General features: G+C 38.9%; 14 protein-coding genes. 1 reads left to right on the top strand and 13 read right to left on the bottom strand.

All coding sequences use genetic code 11. The annotated features are described in order from the left end of the window. Positions 1-79 precede the first annotated feature (79 nt). The 13 genes from infB to rpsB form a co-directional block, all read right to left on the bottom strand. Complete coding sequence (gene infB, locus IGI52_RS01350; RefSeq protein WP_438780189.1) at positions 80-2,836, bottom strand: translation initiation factor IF-2; 2,757 nt, start codon at positions 2,834-2,836, stop codon at positions 80-82. Positions 2,837-2,848: 12 nt separating this feature from the next. Continuing rightward, positions 2,849-3,151 (bottom strand): L7Ae/L30e/S12e/Gadd45 family ribosomal protein, encoded by a 303-nt coding sequence (locus IGI52_RS01345; protein ID WP_034876266.1) that lies wholly within the window; start codon positions 3,149-3,151, stop codon positions 2,849-2,851. Further along, positions 3,144-3,440, bottom strand: coding sequence for an RNase P modulator RnpM (rnpM, locus tag IGI52_RS01340; protein WP_311862336.1), 297 nt, complete (start codon positions 3,438-3,440; stop codon positions 3,144-3,146). The genes IGI52_RS01345 and rnpM overlap by 8 nt, the downstream gene beginning before the upstream one ends. A gap of 19 nt (positions 3,441-3,459) precedes the next feature. After that, positions 3,460-4,677 (bottom strand): transcription termination factor NusA, encoded by a 1,218-nt coding sequence (gene nusA / locus IGI52_RS01335; RefSeq protein WP_016180709.1) that lies wholly within the window; start codon positions 4,675-4,677, stop codon positions 3,460-3,462. 157 nt (positions 4,678-4,834) lie between these two features. Then, entirely contained in the window at positions 4,835-5,308 is a 474-nt protein-coding gene (gene rimP, locus IGI52_RS01330; RefSeq protein ID WP_016180708.1) for a ribosome maturation factor RimP, read from the bottom strand. Positions 5,309-5,475: 167 nt separating this feature from the next. Beyond that, positions 5,476-9,819, bottom strand: coding sequence for a PolC-type DNA polymerase III (locus IGI52_RS01325; RefSeq protein ID WP_438780188.1), 4,344 nt, complete (start codon positions 9,817-9,819; stop codon positions 5,476-5,478). A 99-nt stretch (positions 9,820-9,918) separates the two neighbouring features. Continuing rightward, positions 9,919-11,187 carry an RIP metalloprotease RseP gene (gene rseP, locus IGI52_RS01320; protein WP_438780187.1) on the bottom strand — a complete coding sequence of 423 codons (1,269 nt, stop codon included), beginning with the start codon at positions 11,185-11,187 and terminating at the stop codon, positions 9,919-9,921. A gap of 299 nt (positions 11,188-11,486) precedes the next feature. Continuing rightward, entirely contained in the window at positions 11,487-12,281 is a 795-nt protein-coding gene (locus tag IGI52_RS01315) for a phosphatidate cytidylyltransferase (protein WP_438780186.1), read from the bottom strand. 81 nt (positions 12,282-12,362) lie between these two features. Beyond that, a complete protein-coding gene (locus IGI52_RS01310; RefSeq protein ID WP_311862344.1) occupies positions 12,363-13,163 on the bottom strand; it encodes an isoprenyl transferase in 801 nt (266 codons plus the stop codon). Positions 13,164-13,339: 176 nt separating this feature from the next. Then, positions 13,340-13,897 carry a ribosome recycling factor gene (frr, locus tag IGI52_RS01305; protein WP_102872649.1) on the bottom strand — a complete coding sequence of 186 codons (558 nt, stop codon included), beginning with the start codon at positions 13,895-13,897 and terminating at the stop codon, positions 13,340-13,342. 1 nt (position 13,898) lies between these two features. Next, positions 13,899-14,621, bottom strand: coding sequence for a UMP kinase (gene pyrH / locus IGI52_RS01300; protein ID WP_048721031.1), 723 nt, complete (start codon positions 14,619-14,621; stop codon positions 13,899-13,901). Between the two features lie 128 nt (positions 14,622-14,749). Further along, a complete protein-coding gene (gene tsf / locus IGI52_RS01295) occupies positions 14,750-15,634 on the bottom strand; it encodes a translation elongation factor Ts (RefSeq protein WP_016180701.1) in 885 nt (294 codons plus the stop codon). A 79-nt stretch (positions 15,635-15,713) separates the two neighbouring features. Beyond that, positions 15,714-16,511 (bottom strand): 30S ribosomal protein S2, encoded by a 798-nt coding sequence (rpsB, locus tag IGI52_RS01290; RefSeq protein ID WP_102872648.1) that lies wholly within the window; start codon positions 16,509-16,511, stop codon positions 15,714-15,716. 374 nt (positions 16,512-16,885) lie between these two features. On the opposite strand from rpsB, the gene IGI52_RS01285 reads away from it, so the two are divergent. Further along, positions 16,886-17,365: an arginine repressor gene (locus IGI52_RS01285; protein WP_438780185.1), complete on the top strand. Its 480-nt coding sequence runs from the start codon at positions 16,886-16,888 to the stop codon at positions 17,363-17,365. Positions 17,366-17,373 lie beyond the last annotated feature (8 nt).

Below are 17,373 nucleotides of genomic sequence, written 5' to 3'. Positions count from 1 at the left end.
TAGTCACGAATAATGGATGAAATTTCAGCAGATACTGTTCCACTTCCTACATTTATCAGTAGGAAGTGGAATTGTAATACTATTTAGGCTTGATTTCTTCCATAATGAATCCTTCGATCACATCATCAACTTTAATATCATTAAAGTTTTCGATCATAGCACCACATTCATAACCCATTTTAACTTCTTTCACATCATCTTTGAAACGTTTCAAGCTGGCAAGTTTGCCCTCGAGAATTACGATTCCATCACGAATAATACGCACACCGCTATCACGTTGGATAGATCCTTCGTTAACGTAACATCCAGCGATTGTACCAACCTTAGAAACTTTATACGTTTCGCGTACAGTCATTTGACCAGTAATCTTTTCTTCGTATTCAGGATCAAGCATACCTTTCATCGCTGTTTCGATTTCTTCGATTGCTTTATAGATAATTCGGTGTAGACGAATGTCTACTTCTTCGGTTGAAGCTTGCTGTTTTGCTTGTGGTGTAGGACGAACATTAAACCCGATAATGATCGCATTACTTGCTGCTGCTAGAGTAACATCACTTTCATTGATAGCACCTACAGCTGAGTGAACGATCTTCACACGCACACCTTCAACATCAATTTTTTTCAATGAAGCTGCTAATGCTTCAGCAGATCCTTGCACATCGGCTTTGATGATTACATTGACTTCCTTCAATTCGCCCTCTTTAAGAGATTCAAATAGGTTGTCCAATGTTACACGAGCACTTGCACTGCGATGTTCAAGCAACGCACGTTTTGCCCGTTCTTCACCGGCTGCACGAGCTGTTTTTTCATCTTCAAAGATCGCAAAACGATCCCCAGCTTGAGGTACATCATTCAACCCAGTAATTTCTACTGGTGTCGCTGGTCCAGCAGATTTTTCACGGCGGCCAATATCATTCGTCATAACACGAACACGACCATATGTGTTCCCAACAACGATTGGGTCGCCGACTCTCATCGTACCTTGTTGAACCAATAATGTTGCTACAGGTCCTTTTCCTTTATCTAAGCGAGCTTCGATAACTGTTCCGATTCCGTGTTGCGTTGGATCAGCTTTCAAGTCTTCTACCTCAGCAACCAATAGAATCATTTCTAATAGTTCGTCGATGTTTTGATTGAATTTTGCTGAAATTTCAACAAAAATTGTATCACCGCCCCATGCTTCAGGAATCAGTTCATACTCACTTAATTCTTGCATTACATGTTGTGGATTGGCACCAGGTTTATCAACCTTATTAACTGCTACAATAATTGGTACTTTCGCTGCTTTGGCATGGTTGATTGCTTCGATTGTTTGCGGCATTACACCATCATCAGCTGCTACGACTAAAATAGTAATGTCTGTGATACTTGCTCCACGCGCACGCATACTTGTAAAGGCAGCATGCCCTGGTGTATCCAAGAAAGTAATCGGTTTGCCGTCAATATCAATTTGATATGCACCAATATGCTGTGTGATTCCACCTGCTTCTCCGCTTGTTACGCGAGAATGACGCAAGGTATCTAGTAACGTCGTTTTACCATGGTCAACGTGCCCCATAATAGTTACGACTGGTGGACGAGAAACTAAATTTTCTTCGTTTACATCTTCTGCATCGAAGAATCGATCAATATCAGCTATATCAATAGTTACTTTTTCTTGTGGTTCAATTCCATAATCCGTAGCTAACAGTTCAATTGTATCTTTATCTAATGGTTGATTTTGATTAACCATAACCCCCATCATAAATAATTTTTTGATGATCTCAGCTGGTTCGCGATGAATCTTCTTCGCGATGTCTGCTACGTTCATGCCTTCTGTATATTCTAATACTTCTGGCAATTCACGGAATTTACGTGGGGGAACAGCAGGCTTATTACTTTGTTGCTGTCTGCCTTTTTTACCTTTTTTATTGAATTTGTTTTTATTGCGATTTTGATTGCCACCAAAATTATTGTTACGGTTTTGGTTGCCATAATTGTTTTTGTTGCGATTTTGGTTGCCGCCTTGCGTTGATCCACCTTGGTTCGAACGTTGGCCCTGATTTGAGCCATTTTGATTTGGTCGCGCTCCTTGACTATTTTGTGCTGAACGTTGTCCTTGGTTTTGGCGTTGTGCATTGTTTGCGTTGCCTTGTGATGGACGTTGCCCTTGGTTTTGGCGTTGCGCATTATTTGCGTTGCCTTGTGTTGGGCGCTGTCCTTGATTTTGACGCTGCGCATTGTTTGTATTGCTTTGTGATGGACGTTGCCCTTGGTTTTGACGCTGTGCATTGTTTGTATTGCTTTGTGATGAACGTTGTCCTTGGTTTTGGCGTTGCGCATTATTTGCGTTGCCTTGTGATGGACGTTGCCCTTGGTTTTGACGCTGTGCATTGTTTGTATTGCTTTGTGATGGACGTTGCCCTTGGTTTTGACGTTGTGCATTGTTTGCGTTGCCTTGTGCTGGACGTTGCCCTTGGTTTTGGCGTTGTGCATTGTTTGCGTTGCCTTGTGCTGGACGTTGGTGTCCTTGGTTTGAACGGTTTGCGTTCGCTGAGTTGTTCTGTCTATTGTTTTGTGTCAATTCTTTATTTCCTTTTCTATTCTGGAAATTTGGGTTGTTCTTCGAGCTCTTTCCATGGAATTTTGGTTTTTCGTGCTGGTTAGCTGATGGTTTTGCCTGAGTATTTTGTTTCGGTTTGCTAGAAAAAGCTTGTTTCAATTTTGATTCATCATCCCCGGATAATGAACCCATATGATTTTTCACATCAATCCCCAAAGTTTGTGCTTTTTCTACAACATCCTTACTTGATTGATTCACTTCTTTTGCAAATTCGTATACTCTTTTATTTCCCATGCAATCACCTTCCTAACCTGTTATTAACGTCATAATTTTGTCGGCGAATCCTTGGTCTAAAACCCCGATTACTTTTCTAGGTTTGCCAATCGCGCCTAAAATCTCCCCTTGAGTAAATTCGACAAAACATGTCGTTTGATAATACTTACTTTTATCTGATACTTTCTTTTGAGTGTTTTCACTCGCATCAATGGTGACAATAACGAGATTTACTTTCCTTTTGCGAATCTCATTAATCGTCATTTCTTCTCCTGTGATCAGTTTGCCTGCACGCATTGCAAGGCCTAACATGTTCAAGGCCTTCTGTTTATTCATTGCCGAAGAGCTCTTTTCTGGCTTTTTGGTGTTTCACATAATCAAGTAGTTCTTGATAAAAATCATCACTTAAATCGGTGCCAAGCGTACGGTCCAAGATATGTTTTTTCCATGCTTCCTCGACTTCAGCTGGTTCTAGCGCAACATAAGCACCTCGTCCTGGTTTCTTACCTGAAGGATCAATGGAAACTTCTCCTTCTTTGGATTTAGCGATTCGAATCAATTCTTTCTTTGGGAACATTTCACCGGAAACGACCGATTTTCGCAAAGGAACTTTTCTTTTTTTCATTTGCTGTCCTCCTAATGAATTATTGGTCCGTTTGATCAGAAGCAATGTTTTCTTCGTCTTCAATCATATTATCAACTGTAACTTCCGCTTCTGATTCAATATCTTCAACTTCAGTTTCAATCGCTTCTACTTCTGAAGTGATTTCTTCAATCTCAGTTACGATTTCTTCTACTTCTGATTCATCATAGTTCGCATAAAATTCTTCCATATCAGACTCTGATTTAATATCAATCTTGTGAGCCGTTAATTTAGCCGCTAAACGAGCGTTTTGCCCACGCTTACCGATAGCTAACGACAACTGATAATCCGGAACTACTACGGTGCAAACTTTTGGATTGTCGATATCAAAGATAACATCTTCTACTTGCGCAGGATTTAAGGAGTTTGCGATAAATACTGCTGGATCTTCATCCCACTCAACAATGTCCATGTTCTCACCTTTTAATTCATTTACAATTGCTTGTACACGTTGTCCTTTTGGTCCCACACAGGTTCCAACTGGATCAATGTTAGGATCTGTTGAACGAACAGCAACTTTTGCACGATCACCAGCCTCACGAGCAATGCTGACAATCTCTACAATTCCATCATAGACTTCTGGAATTTCCTGTTCAAATAAGCGGCGCAACAAATCAGGGTGACTACGACTTACAAATACTTGCGGGCCTTTTGACGTATTTTCTACTCGTGAAACATACACTTTAATACGATCATGAGGTTTATAATGCTCATTTGGCATTTGGTCTTGTTTTGATAGAACGGCTTCAATCTTCCCTAAGTTTACATAGATGTAGCGATTATCTTGACGTTCTACTACACCTTGCATAATATCTTTTTCATAGGCGCTGTATTCGTTATAGATAATACTGCGTTCTGCTTCACGGACACGTTGTAAAATTACTTGTTTTGCCGTCTGAGCAGCAATTCGACCAAAATCCTTTGGTGTTACTTCAAAACGGATCGTATCACCAATTTCATACGCTGGATTGATTTCCATCGCATCTTTCAATGACACTTCCAATTGTGAATCCATGACTTCTTCCGTTACTTCTTTCACGGCATAAACATGAATATCACCTTTCTTTTCATTGAATTCCACTTCAACATTTTGAGATTGTCCGTAATGACGTTTGTAAGCAGATACTAATGCCGCTTCCAATGCATCAATTACGATTTCTTTCGAAATACCTTTTTCTGCTTCTAGAGTATCCAACGCATTCAGCATTTCTTTACTCATTTTAACTTTCCTCCTAATTCATATTAACGAATCTATTCTTCAAAGAAAAATAGGTTTGATCTTCATCGCATGTATCATTCCACTAAAGCGGTAAAACTGAATCGTTGTGAAAAGCGGAATTGACATTCTAGTTCCTGTTAATGAAACGTTTCATTTACTAAAACTCGATCGCAAAACGCGCCTTTGCAATATTTTTACGATCAAAGACCATATCTTTCGTACGCGTTTTAATTTTGACAGTTAATGTCAGTTCATCATCAGTCAATTCTTTTAAAAATCCTTGATATTGTTTTTCTCCATCAATATTTTGATAAAGTGAAATATTAATGTATTCTCCCATCGCTTTTTGGTAATCCTCTTCTTTTTTCAATGGGCGTTCGGCTCCTGGTGAAGAAACCTCAAGGAAATATGCTTGTGGAATTGGATCAGGATCAATCGAATCCAGCTTTTCACTAAGCTTTTCGCTAACAAAAGCACATTCTTCAATGTCGATACCGCCTTCTTTATCAATAAATACTCTTAAAAACCAACTTTTCCCTTCCTTGACAAATTCAACCTCGACTAACTCAAAATTTTGTTCATCCAAGATCGGTGTTACTAAGTCAGTCACTGTTTCGACTACACTGCTCAAACTGTCAGCCTCCTTTAATCCATTAAAAAGAGTGAGCGAAAATTCCGCTCACTCACCATCAGTCTATGATTACATTGTTATACTAGCACAATTCTATTGAAAATTCAACCGTGTCATTTTCATGAGAGAATTTTCTTTCATTTTTTATATTGAACTTATCCTTTTCTTTACATATCAAAGAGTGACAGTTGGTTTTCATCTGGCAAATCTTTCAAAACACCATGAGTATCCATATACTCAATCAAGGTCTTCGAAACTTTACCACGTGAGGCCAAATCTTCCTTCGATAAGAAAATACCGTCTTTACGTGCTTCAACAATTTGTTTGGCCACGTTCAAACCAAGTCCAGGTACGGCACGAAATGGCGCAATCAATGTGTCCCCGTCAATCACAAAATCTTGAGCATCTGACTTGTATAAATCGATCATGCCAAAATGAAAATCTCGCTCCAACATTTCATTACACAATTCCAAAACAGTCAGCTGATTTTTTTCCTTCGTGGATGCGTCCATACCTTTATCTGTGATTGCCTTCATTGCGGCCTTCACCGCATCTTTTCCTTTAGCCATCGCAACCAAATCAAAATCATCCGCACGAACAGAGAAATAGGCACAATAATAAAGAATTGGGAAATACACTTTAAAGTACGCTACCCGTAATGCCATCAACACATAAGCTGCCGCATGGGCTTTTGGGAACATGTACTTGATTTTCGAACAAGAATCAATATACCAATCTGGAACGTTGTTTTCTTTCATTGCAGTTAAATACGTTTCACGTAACCCATCATCAATTTTATTCCACTGGCCTTTACGCACAGTTTCCATAATCTTGAAGGCCATTCCGCTATCTAATCCTGCATGAATTAAATATACCATGATATCATCCCGACAACCGATAACCTCAGCTAAGTTTGCTTCCCCGCGGCTGATCAATTCTTCCGCATTTCCTAGCCAAACGTCAGTACCATGAGACAACCCAGAGATTTGCAATAATTCGGCAAAAGTCGTCGGGCTCGTTTCTTCCAACATCCCGCGAACAAATCGTGTTCCAAACTCAGGAATTCCCAACGTACCAGTCTTCGAATAAATTTGATCAGCTTCCACACCTAAAACCTGTGGCCCAGCAAAAATCTTCATAACTTCTGGATCATCCGTCGGAATCGTTTTAGGATCGACTCCAGATAATTCTTGCAACATTCGAATCACTGTTGGGTCATCGTGTCCCAGAATATCGAGTTTTAAAACATTATCATGAATCGAGTGAAAATCAAAATGCGTTGTTTTCCATTCAGAATTTTGATCGTCTGCTGGATACTGAATCGGTGTAAAATCATAAACATCCATATAGTCTGGAATTACGATGATCCCACCTGGATGCTGTCCTGTTGTTCGCTTAACCCCAGTAGCACCTTTGGCAAGACGATCGACTTCAGCATTCCTAAAATGCAAATTATGATCTCGTTCATAACCCTTGACGAATCCGTACGCCGTCTTATCCGCCACTGTACCGATCGTACCAGCACGATAAACATAGTCCTCGCCAAACAGAACCTTCGTATAATTATGAGCCTCAGCCTGATAATCACCCGAAAAATTCAAATCAATATCGGGTACTTTATCACCATGGAATCCTAGGAAAGTTTCGAATGGAATATCATGTCCATCTTTATTCAATCGAGCGCCACATTTTGGACAAGCTTTCTCCGGCATATCAAAGCCCGAACCATAGGAACCATCTTCAAAAAACTCAGAATACTGACATTCAGGACAATAATAGTGCGGCGGCAATGGATTCACTTCGGTAATCCCTGTCATTGTAGCCACAAAGCTTGAACCTACAGACCCACGCGAACCAACCAAATAACCATCAGCATTACTTTTATGCACCAACTTTTGAGCAATCAAATAGATAACCGAGAAGCCATTCCCGATGATCGAAGTAAGTTCTTTTTCTAAACGTTTCTCAATAATATCTGGTAATGGATCGCCATAAAGCTCCCGTGCCCGATTATAACTTAGATCCTTGATCTCTTCTTCAGAGCCAGGAATTTTAGGAGTATACAAGTCATCCTTGACCGGAATGATTTCTTCACAGCTCTCAACAATTTTATCAGGACCATCAACAACAACTTCTTTTGCTAGTTCTGGACCTAAGAAACTGAATGCTTGTAGCATTTCATCTGTCGTACGGAAGTGAACATCTGGTAGACTGTGACGGTTCAACGGATTAGCCCCACCCATTGAACTGATCAAAATTTTCCGATAGATTGCATCTTCCTTATTTAAATAATGAACATCTCCTGTAGCAACAACTGTTTTATTTAAATCTTTACCAATTTGAATTAGATTACGTAAAATATCTTCTAAATCCGCCTCATTCTTCACTAGCTCTTGTTCAATCAAAGGGGCATAAACAGCCTTAGGCATCACTTCAATATAATCATAAAAGGCGGCACGATTTTTAGCTTCTTCTACCCCTTTTTGCATCATCGCTTCAAAGATTTCACCTTGTGAACAAGCCGAACCTATCAAAAGATTTTCTCGCAATTTATTTAATTGTGAACGCGGAATTCGAGGAACTCGTTCAAAGTATTCCACATTAGACATAGAAATTAGTTTGAATAGATCTTTTAAACCTGCCTGATTCTTCGCCAAAATCGTTGCATGGAATGGGCGCGCTCGTTTATACGAATCCCCTTCACCAACGTGATCGTTCAGCTGATCATGGTAATTCATCCCGTGTTTTTCGATTGCCTCTTTAACAAAAATCCAAGCTAAATGGCCAGTTGCTTCTGCATCATATACTGCTCGGTGATGTTGTTCCAGATTAACACCGAATTTCTTAGTTAAGACACCTAAACCAAATCGCTTAAACTCAGGGTATAAGAAACGTGCCAATTCCAATGTATCAATTACCGGATTTGGAGTTTCGGGCATATCATGTCGGACATATGTTGTATTAATAAAGCCAATATCGAATGTTGCATTATGGGCGACTAAAATCGCTCCTTCGCAAAATTTTTCAAACAGCTCCATAACTTCTTTTTCTGGTTTTGATCCACGCACCATTTCGTCGGTGATTCCAGTTAAATTGATCGTTGTTTCTGATAATGGGTGACCTGGATCAATGAATTCTTCAAACGTATCAATCACGTTTCCTTTATGCATCTTAACCGCGGCCAATTCAATGATTGTGTCGTATACCGCAGATAGCCCAGTTGTTTCCACGTCAAACACAACATAAGTAGCGTCTGTTAGTGATTCATGCGCATCATTGTAAGCAATTGGTACCCCGTCAGAAACAACATTTGCTTCTACGCCATAAAGAATCTTCACACCAGCCTTTTTCCCTGCCGCATGAGCTTCGGGAAATGATTGCGCACCCCCATGATCTGTTATAGCAATAGCTTTATGTCCCCATTTTCCAGCTTGAGCGACTAAGTCACTAGCACTGTTGATAGCATCCATCGTACTCATATTCGTATGCAAATGCAGCTCAGAACGTTTTTCTGTCGCAGTATCCTGACGCTCTGGGTGCTTAACCTCTTGAATGTCTTGAGCATTCATGACAAGGTCACGCATAAAGGTATCTTCCTGAACACTTCCTCTTACACGAATCCAGCTTTTATTTGCGATAGCTTCAAAAATTGCTTCATCTTTTTCGCCGTTAGAAAATTTCTTTACTACAAATGAGGAGGTATAATCAGTCATCTTTAAGATCAGAATCTTTCGTTTAGAACGTAACTCGCGGACTTCTTTATCAAAGATAAACCCTTCAATCGTAATACGTCGTTCCTCTTCAATGATATTTCCCATCGGAGTAATGGCTTCATCTGCTGGAATATTCCGACCCATTTGGATAGGTCCATCAAAATGAGCAGCACTTTCTTTCTGCTCTTTTTTCTTCGATTCATATTGAGCTAAGCTAGCAGCAGCTTGTTCTTGCATTGCTTGCGCCTGCTCTTGTTTTCGTATTTCAAATTCCTGTAATTTTTTATCTGCCTGTTCCTTATCAACTTCAGGATCGATTCGCAAATGTGGAAATCCATAAGAAACTAAATTTTCTTCAATCAATGGTAAATACTGCTGTTTCAAAAATGGAATGACTGTTTCATTATCAATTAGCAAAACAATTCGTTTTCCTTGAATCAAAGGCAAGGGTTTACTCAAAACCTGCTTAACTAACGGTGTATCGCAATCCTGTTCAGTTAAAGCCATTTGCCAATAGTTTTGCAGAAGCTCTTCCTCAAACTGATTGTCTTCTGGAATAATATGTAATTTCACTGACGCGATTGATTGAAATGCTATTTGCAGCTTTTGATGGAATGCATAAAATAATTTTGCTGGCAAAATTTGTGGTGTTTGAATAAAAAATTCCCACACACGTGATTTCTCATGAACAATCACTTCTTTGATCTCTGATCCCTGGATCATCGGATGTTGTTGTTCCGTCTCGGCCAATTCAATTTGTCGTAATAAATTTTCAAATAGTTCACGATTCTTAGACAAAATGACATCTCCTTCACTTTTTCAAGTATGTTTCAGTATACCTGTTTTTTTTTATGATTGCATTAGAAAAAGGACCGAAAAAATTTCGATCCTTTCATTTTAAAAGAAGAAACGCTGAATATCGTTCCACGTAACCAGAATCATCAGAAGCATAATAAAACCAAAACCGATCATAGTAATCATGCCTTCCTTATCTGGATCAAGTGGTTTGCCGCGTATCCCCTCAATTAGATTTAGAAGAATTTTTCCGCCATCAAAGGCTGGTATAGGTAACAGATTGACAATTCCCAAGTTAACCGATAATAAAGCCATCAAATAAATAACCGTTTTGATCCCTGCTCGAGAGGCTTCTGCCGACATCTGGTACATCATTACTGGACCACCTAGTTTATCTAAACTAAATCCTGTGAACAAAGACCCTAAAGCACTAAAGATTCTCTTGACCATGTCCCATGATTGAGTCAATCCTCCAATGACTTTATCGCCAAAGCCCGTTTTCATATAAGGTCCGACGCCAATTTGCCCGACCTTTTCACCATTGCTTTTTACTGTCTTAGGTGTCATTTGAACAGTCTTTTCTTTGCCATCTTGCTCAATCAACACAGTTAATTCTTTCCCCGGTTTTTTTGTAACTGTGTTTGTTAGATCATCCCATGAAGAAATCTTCTTCCCGTCAACCGCCAAAATCGTATCATTATCCTCTAAGCCAGCCGTAGCAGCTGGACTATTTTCCTGAACCTCACCAATTTGATTAGTGTTATAAACCGCTACACCACCTTGCAAAAACGCTAGCGCAATAAATAATACCACGGTTAAAATAAAGTTATTCATCGGTCCAGCGAAATTGGTCAAAATACGTGAACCCAGCTTCGCTGATTGAAACTGAACGTCTCGTGGTGCAATTCGAACTTCTGTGCCGTTCTCTTCAATCACAGTCGCATCATGTTGAACCTTGTAAGTCATCTCTTGACTTTCATCACCATTTACATATCCTTTAATTACTAAATCATCAACAAGATCAGCTGAAATCAGTTCCATCGGGATACTGTTAGGCAATTGAACTTTCTTGCTGACGTTAATTCGCTGCACTTCATTTTTAGGAGTCAATTCAACCGATAATGGCATTCCCGGACTTAATTCAGTTTCTTCATCTTCAAGACCAGCCATTCTTACATATCCGCCAATTGGCAATAGACGTAGTGTATAAGTTGTTCCATCCTTGCCCATGTGAGCAATCAATTTTGGCCCCATTCCGATCGAAAATTCTCGGACTAGAATCCCTGAGCGTTTCGCAAAGAAAAAATGCCCGAATTCATGAACGATCACTAGAACACCAAAAACGATTAAAAACGTAATAATCGTACGCATAATTTTCCTACCTTCATTAGTTTCTTAGAGACAGTTTATCACAATCTGACAATAAGATATTCATTAACTGATCAATTCATAGAAAATTTAAAAAAAGAACTTCGGTAAAAAATAGTTTCTTTGAGTTGCTGCAACAAAACAATATATTTTACTAGTTTTCAGTTCAAGCAAAGCTATTAATTGTAAATCAGAAAGAGACGCTGCTTGAAAATAGTTTTATAATAAATTTTCTCAGAAAAATTTTTGTTTGTCGCAGGTATTTAAATTTACTCAAAAAAAAAAGAGTGTTGCCACTCTTTTTAAAATACTCCTAGTAAATGCATCATGGGAAAAACAAACAGCATACTGTCGAAACGATCCAAGATTCCACCATGACCAGGTAAAATAGTCCCTGAGTCTTTTACATCATAGTGACGCTTGATTGCTGATTCCACTAAATCTCCAAATTGTCCAACAACTGAAAATACTATTGTGAAGAGAATCATTGTCAATAAATTATGCTGAAAAATCTCTGGTTGCACTAAGAAAAACACTACAGCTACTGCAACCGCACTAGCAATTCCTCCTAGAGCGCCTTCAATCGTTTTATTGGGAGAAATTTCTGGCCATAATTTATGTTTGCCAAATTGGCGTCCCACCATATATGCACCGATATCTGTTGCCCAAACAACAAAGAACGCAAAAAGTAAAATAGATAATCCCTCTGCTCGTGCTGTAACTAAATTTTGAAACCCAACACCGACATATAGACTTGCTACGACGGGAAAACCAGCTTCATCTATAGTGTAAGTATTTTTAGAAACAACTGAAAAACCTAAAATAATCATTACTGTTAAATAAAATAAAAGAAAATTACTATTGTTGCCACTTAAAAATGGCAGCCAACGCTCCGCTGGTAAGACCAAAAAGATTGCTCCCAAAATTGCAAGAACTCCTTCAAAGCTCAAAATTGCAAGTCCTTTCATGCGAAAAAGCTCATACACTCCTATTCCTGCCAAAACTGCTGCCGCTAATTCGACTGCAATACCTCCGACATACAGAATTGGAATAAAAATCGCTAGGGCGACAACTGCGGTAATGACTCGTTGTCTCATTTCTTATCCTCCTTGTTAAACTCAAAGTATTCATTCTATAATTAAGTTAAAGTATCAACTATTTTACTGATGACCCAAAACTTAGGTGGAACTTGTATCCTTATTCAATCCACCAAAACGCCGATTTCTTTGTTGGAAGGAAGCAATCGCCGCTTCTAAATGATCCCCGTCAAAATCTGGCCATAAGGCTTTCGTAAAATATAATTCGCTATAGGCCAATTGCCAAAGTAAGAAATTACTAATCCGTTCTTCACCACTCGTACGTACGACTAGCTCAGGGTCTCGAAGTTCTTTAGGTAGAAATCCTGTCATCAAGTGATCTCCAACAATATCATCGTTAATCTCTTGAACTGCAAGTTCTTCATTTTTAACTTCTTCAGCGATTTGTTGGATCGCCGTAATGATCTCAGCGCGACTACCATAATTAAGAGCAAAGTTTAAAACCAACCCATCATTTTGTGCTGTTTGCTCAATCGCCCGTTTCACTGCGTCTTGTGTGTGGGCAGGCAAATACTCCTCATATCCCATCACGTGAACCTGTACATTTTCTTCAATTAATTCTGGAACAAAAGTATCAAAAAAATCTACTGGCAGCTGCATTAAAAAATTTACTTCCTCTTCTGGACGTTTCCAATTCTCAGTTGAGAAAGCATACAGCGTTAACACTTTTACCCCAAGTCGATTGGCATGCTTCGTAATTTTTTTTACTGTTTCCATGCCCTCTTTGTGCCCAGCGATCCTTGGCAAACGACGATTTTGTGCCCACCGGCCATTTCCATCCATAATGATTGCAATGTGTTTCGGAATTGCATTATTAGGATCGAAAGAAAAGGACGATTCTTCTGGTGTATATTTTTGCTTTTGTGGAAAAAATCGTAACACCATGTTTTTCCCTCCTTTATTAAGTCAACAACTTAAAAATACTTTTAAAAAGTCATCTGCCATTATAACAATAAAATGCAGTTATTCCTACGAAAAATAAATACCTTTAGCCTTTTTCAATGATTTTTCTTAGCAACAAAAAAGCCTGAAGAACGATTCTTCAGGCTTTTTTTGAATTAAACTTCTAGTAATTCTTTTTCTTTTTCAGCAACGATGGAATCAATCGCTTTGATATTATCATCTGTCAATGTTTGAATATCTTTTTCGGCATTACGCAAATCGTCTTCTGTCAAATCGCCATTTTTTTGTTGTTTTTTGTACTCGTCCATTGCATCACGACGAATGTTACGGACAGCAATTTTTGCACCTTCTGATTCTTTCTTTACTTCTTTAGCTAGTTCTTTTCGGCGTTCTTCTGTTAATTGAGGGATTACTAAACGAATCACATTCCCGTCGTTAGCCGGATTCAACCCAATATCACTAGCCAAAATAGCTTTTTCTACGTCATTGATCATATTTTTATCAAATGGTGTAACCATTAACACACGGGCTTCAGGAATCGTAATTGATGCCATCTGATTAACAGGTGTGGGCACCCCATAATAATCAACTGTGATGCGGTCAAGTAAACTCGCATTCGCACGTCCTGCACGAATTTGACCTAGTTGACGTTGCAACGCTTCTTGGGCCTTCTTCATTTTGTCTCTTGCTTCATTCATTACTGCATCTGCCATGTTATTTCCCCCTTACCGTCGTCCCGATGTTTTCACCGAGTACAACACGTTTGATATTTCCTGGTTCATTTAAATTAAAGACAACAAGTGGAATATCATTGTCCATACTTAATGAGCTCGCCGTTGAATCCATCACTTGCAATCCTTTAGCGATGACATCTAAATGAGTTAGTTCTTCATATTTCACTGCATTTTCATCAAGTTTTGGATCAGCTGAATAAACACCGTCGACGTTATTCTTAGCCATCAAGATCACATCAGCATTTACCTCTGCTGCTCTTAATGCCGCTGTCGTATCAGTTGAAAAATAAGGATTTCCTGTACCACCAGCAAAAATGACAATACGTCCCTTTTCAAGATGACGCTCTGCTTTACGCCGAATATAAGGTTCAGCAATTTGACGCATTTCAATTGATGTTTGAACACGAGTGGGTACGTCGATATTTTCCAACGCATCTTGCAACGCTAAAGCATTCATTACTGTTGCCAACATGCCCATATAATCCGCTTGTGCACGTTCCATCCCCATTTCAGCACCAATTTGTCCACGCCAAATGTTTCCACCGCCAACAATAATTGCCATTTCAATCCCTAGATCGTGAACTTCTTTTATTTCCTCCACGATTTCTTGGATCACCGGCGGTTTGATACCGAATTTTTCATCACCTGCCAATGCTTCTCCGCTGAGTTTCAATACTACACGTTTATACTTTGGTTCATTCATCACAATACCTCCACTGTCACTCTAATGATATTTTAGCATACTCTGTCTTTGAAGCCAGCCAAATTTGAATTTGCTTAAAAAAAGGGAGCGCACATTTGTCGTGCGTTCCCAACTGTTTAAAAACAGAATTATTTTTTAATTTGACTCATAACTTCTTCTACAAAGTTGTCTTCGCGTTTTTCGATCCCTTCGCCTACTTCAAAACGAACGAAGCTTGCAACTGTCGCACCTTTAGAAGATACATATTTTTCAACAGTCATGTCTGGATCTTTAACGAATGGTTGGTCAACCAAAGCGATTTCTGCTTTAAATTTATTCAAACGACCAACCACCATTTTCTCAACAATATTAGCTGGTTTACCTTCGTTTAATGCTTGCTCAGTAAGAACAGCTTTTTCATGTTCTAATTCTGATTCTGGAATTTGACTTTCATTTACGTAACGAGGGTTGATTGCTGCCACATGCATAGCAACATCTTTTGCAACTGACTCGTCAGTTGTGCCGTTCAATAGAGCTAAAACAGCGATACGTCCGCCCATGTGCAGATATCCGCCAAATGCTGCATTGTCTTCTTTTTCAACAACTTCAAAACGACGGAAGTTGATTTTTTCACCAATAACTTGTGTTGCTTCGATCAAAGCTGCTTCTAAAGTTTCACCTTTAGCGTTTGTTAATTTCATTGCTGCTTCCATGTCAGCAGGTTTATGTTCAGCAACTAAAGATGCAATTTCTTTCACTAAGTCTTGGAACATTTCGTTTTTAGAAACGAAGTCCGTTTCAGAATTCACTTCCACGATTGCTGCAGTGTTTCCATGAATCGCAACTGAAGCTAAACCTTCAGCAGCAATACGGTCATTTTTCTTAGCTGCTTTAGCCATACCTTTTTCGCGTAAAAGATCCACAGCTTTTTCAATATCGCCTTCTACTTCTACTAATGCGCGTTTTGCATCCATCATTCCTACGCCAGTCATATCGCGTAGTTCTTTTACCATTTTAGCTGTTACGTCTGCCATTTTTAAGGGCCTCCTTAGATTTTCTAAAAAAGCTGCTTCAAAGGAAAATATTTACTTTGAAGCAGCATATGCTACGAAATTATTCAGCTGATTCAGTAGAAGCATTGTCGCCTTCCACTACATCAACGATTTCTTCGATTGAAGTTGCTTGTCCGCCATCTTCAGCAACGAAGTCTTCTTCTGCTACTTGATCTTCCCCTTGGTTTCCTTCGATGAAAGCATCAGCCATTTTAGCAGTGATTAATTTCACGGCGCGAATAGCATCATCGTTTGAAGGGATAACTACGTCAATTTCATCTGGGTCGCAATTTGTATCAACCATAGCAACGATTGGAATGTTTAATTTTTGAGCTTCTTGAACAGCGATACGTTCTTTACGAGGGTCAACGATATACATAACATCAGGGATGCGAGGCATATCAGCGATACCGCCTAAGAATTTTTCTAAACGTTCACGTTCTTTGTTCAAACCAACAACTTCTTTTTTAGGCAATACTTCAAAAGTACCGTCTTGTTCCATAGCGTTGATTTGTTTCAAACGAGCGATACGTTTTTGAATTGTATCCCAGTTAGTTAAAGTTCCACCTAACCAACGGTGGTTAACATAGAATTGTCCAGCGCGAACTGCTTCTTCTTTGATTGCTTCTTGTGCTTGTTTTTTAGTACCTACGAACAATGCAACGCCGCCATCTTCAGCAATATCTTTCATGTAATCGTAAGCAGCATCTACTAATTTAACTGTTTTTTGTAAGTCAATGATGTAGATTCCGTTTCTTTCTGTGAAGATGTATTTCTTCATTTTTGGGTTCCAGCGACGAGTTTGGTGACCAAAGTGTACGCCGGCTTCTAGTAATTGTTTCATAGACAATACTGACATTTGTGTTTCCTCCAATTTGGTTTTTGTTTTCCTCTCCTGCTCTCTTCTTTATAAGGAACTGACAAGCAGCACCGCCTTATAAATCAAGTCAGAATGTGGATTTTTTTGTATATAGTCGCCTACACACAATTAGTAATTATACAAGACTCTTTTTAATAAATCAATCTTTTTTATTTAGCTTTCTGTTAATTATTATTTAGTTAGGAATACTGTTTAAAAAATCTTTTTCTGCTATACTGAGTGCATAATTATCATTTATACCGTTCCTATCCCAGAAAAAGAATCCCAAAATAAGTGAATGATATTCACTTTATCCCTTAAATCATTTTTTAGAGTTTAACCGCTCTACTATTACACAGGCAAGGAGTTTTTTTATGCGAAAAAAAGATCGACACGAACTAATTAAAAAAATCATTTCAGAAAATGCAATCCGAAATCAAAATGAATTGATGGATTATTTACAACAATATCAAGTCTCGGCGACTCAAGCTACGATTTCACGTGATATTCGTGACCTAAAAATCGTAAAAACAATTGATGAATCCGGCAAGCCACGTTTTGAATTGTTCCAAGATCAGCAAGAACCGACTGAGGATGATGATATTAAGCGACTTATACGTATGACAAACAATGTTATCGTCAAGGTTGATACTGTTCAATTTATGACTATCGTCAGTACACTTCCTGATAATGCGCATTTATTGGCTGCTGTCCTAGATGATCTTTCGAGTGAATTGATTGTTGCAACAATGGCAAGTTTTGATACTATTATTATTATCTCAAGGACACCTGCAGACGCACAACAAGTCACTGCTTTTCTGCAAGATCCTTCACAGCGGTCAATTTTCTCTTAAAAGTAAGG

The sequence above is a fragment of the Enterococcus sp. DIV0187 genome (assembly GCF_051713785.1).
Classification (GTDB): Bacteria; Bacillota; Bacilli; order Lactobacillales; family Enterococcaceae; genus Enterococcus_A; species Enterococcus_A avium.
The sequence above is the reverse complement of the archived record's forward strand: the minus strand, read 5'-3'. Positions and strand labels throughout refer to the sequence as shown.

What these genes read in the sequence shown, in the direction of transcription:
- IGI52_RS01315 (WP_438780186.1), bottom strand. Translation starts at nt 12,281, where the DNA reads ATGAGACAACGAGTCATTACCGCAGTTGTCGCCCTAGCGATTTTTATT.
- rnpM (WP_311862336.1), bottom strand. Translation starts at nt 3,440, where the DNA reads ATGAAAAAAAGAAAAGTTCCTTTGCGAAAATCGGTCGTTTCCGGTGAA.
- frr (WP_102872649.1), bottom strand. Translation starts at nt 13,897, where the DNA reads ATGGCAGATGCAGTAATGAATGAAGCAAGAGACAAAATGAAGAAGGCC.
- IGI52_RS01285 (WP_438780185.1), top strand. Translation starts at nt 16,886, where the DNA reads ATGCGAAAAAAAGATCGACACGAACTAATTAAAAAAATCATTTCAGAA.
- pyrH (WP_048721031.1), bottom strand. Translation starts at nt 14,621, where the DNA reads ATGAATGAACCAAAGTATAAACGTGTAGTATTGAAACTCAGCGGAGAA.
- IGI52_RS01345 (WP_034876266.1), bottom strand. Translation starts at nt 3,151, where the DNA reads ATGAATAAACAGAAGGCCTTGAACATGTTAGGCCTTGCAATGCGTGCA.
- rseP (WP_438780187.1), bottom strand. Translation starts at nt 11,187, where the DNA reads ATGCGTACGATTATTACGTTTTTAATCGTTTTTGGTGTTCTAGTGATC.
- tsf (WP_016180701.1), bottom strand. Translation starts at nt 15,634, where the DNA reads ATGGCAGACGTAACAGCTAAAATGGTAAAAGAACTACGCGATATGACT.
- nusA (WP_016180709.1), bottom strand. Translation starts at nt 4,677, where the DNA reads ATGAGTAAAGAAATGCTGAATGCGTTGGATACTCTAGAAGCAGAAAAA.
- infB (WP_438780189.1), bottom strand. Translation starts at nt 2,836, where the DNA reads ATGGGAAATAAAAGAGTATACGAATTTGCAAAAGAAGTGAATCAATCA.
- rpsB (WP_102872648.1), bottom strand. Translation starts at nt 16,511, where the DNA reads ATGTCAGTATTGTCTATGAAACAATTACTAGAAGCCGGCGTACACTTT.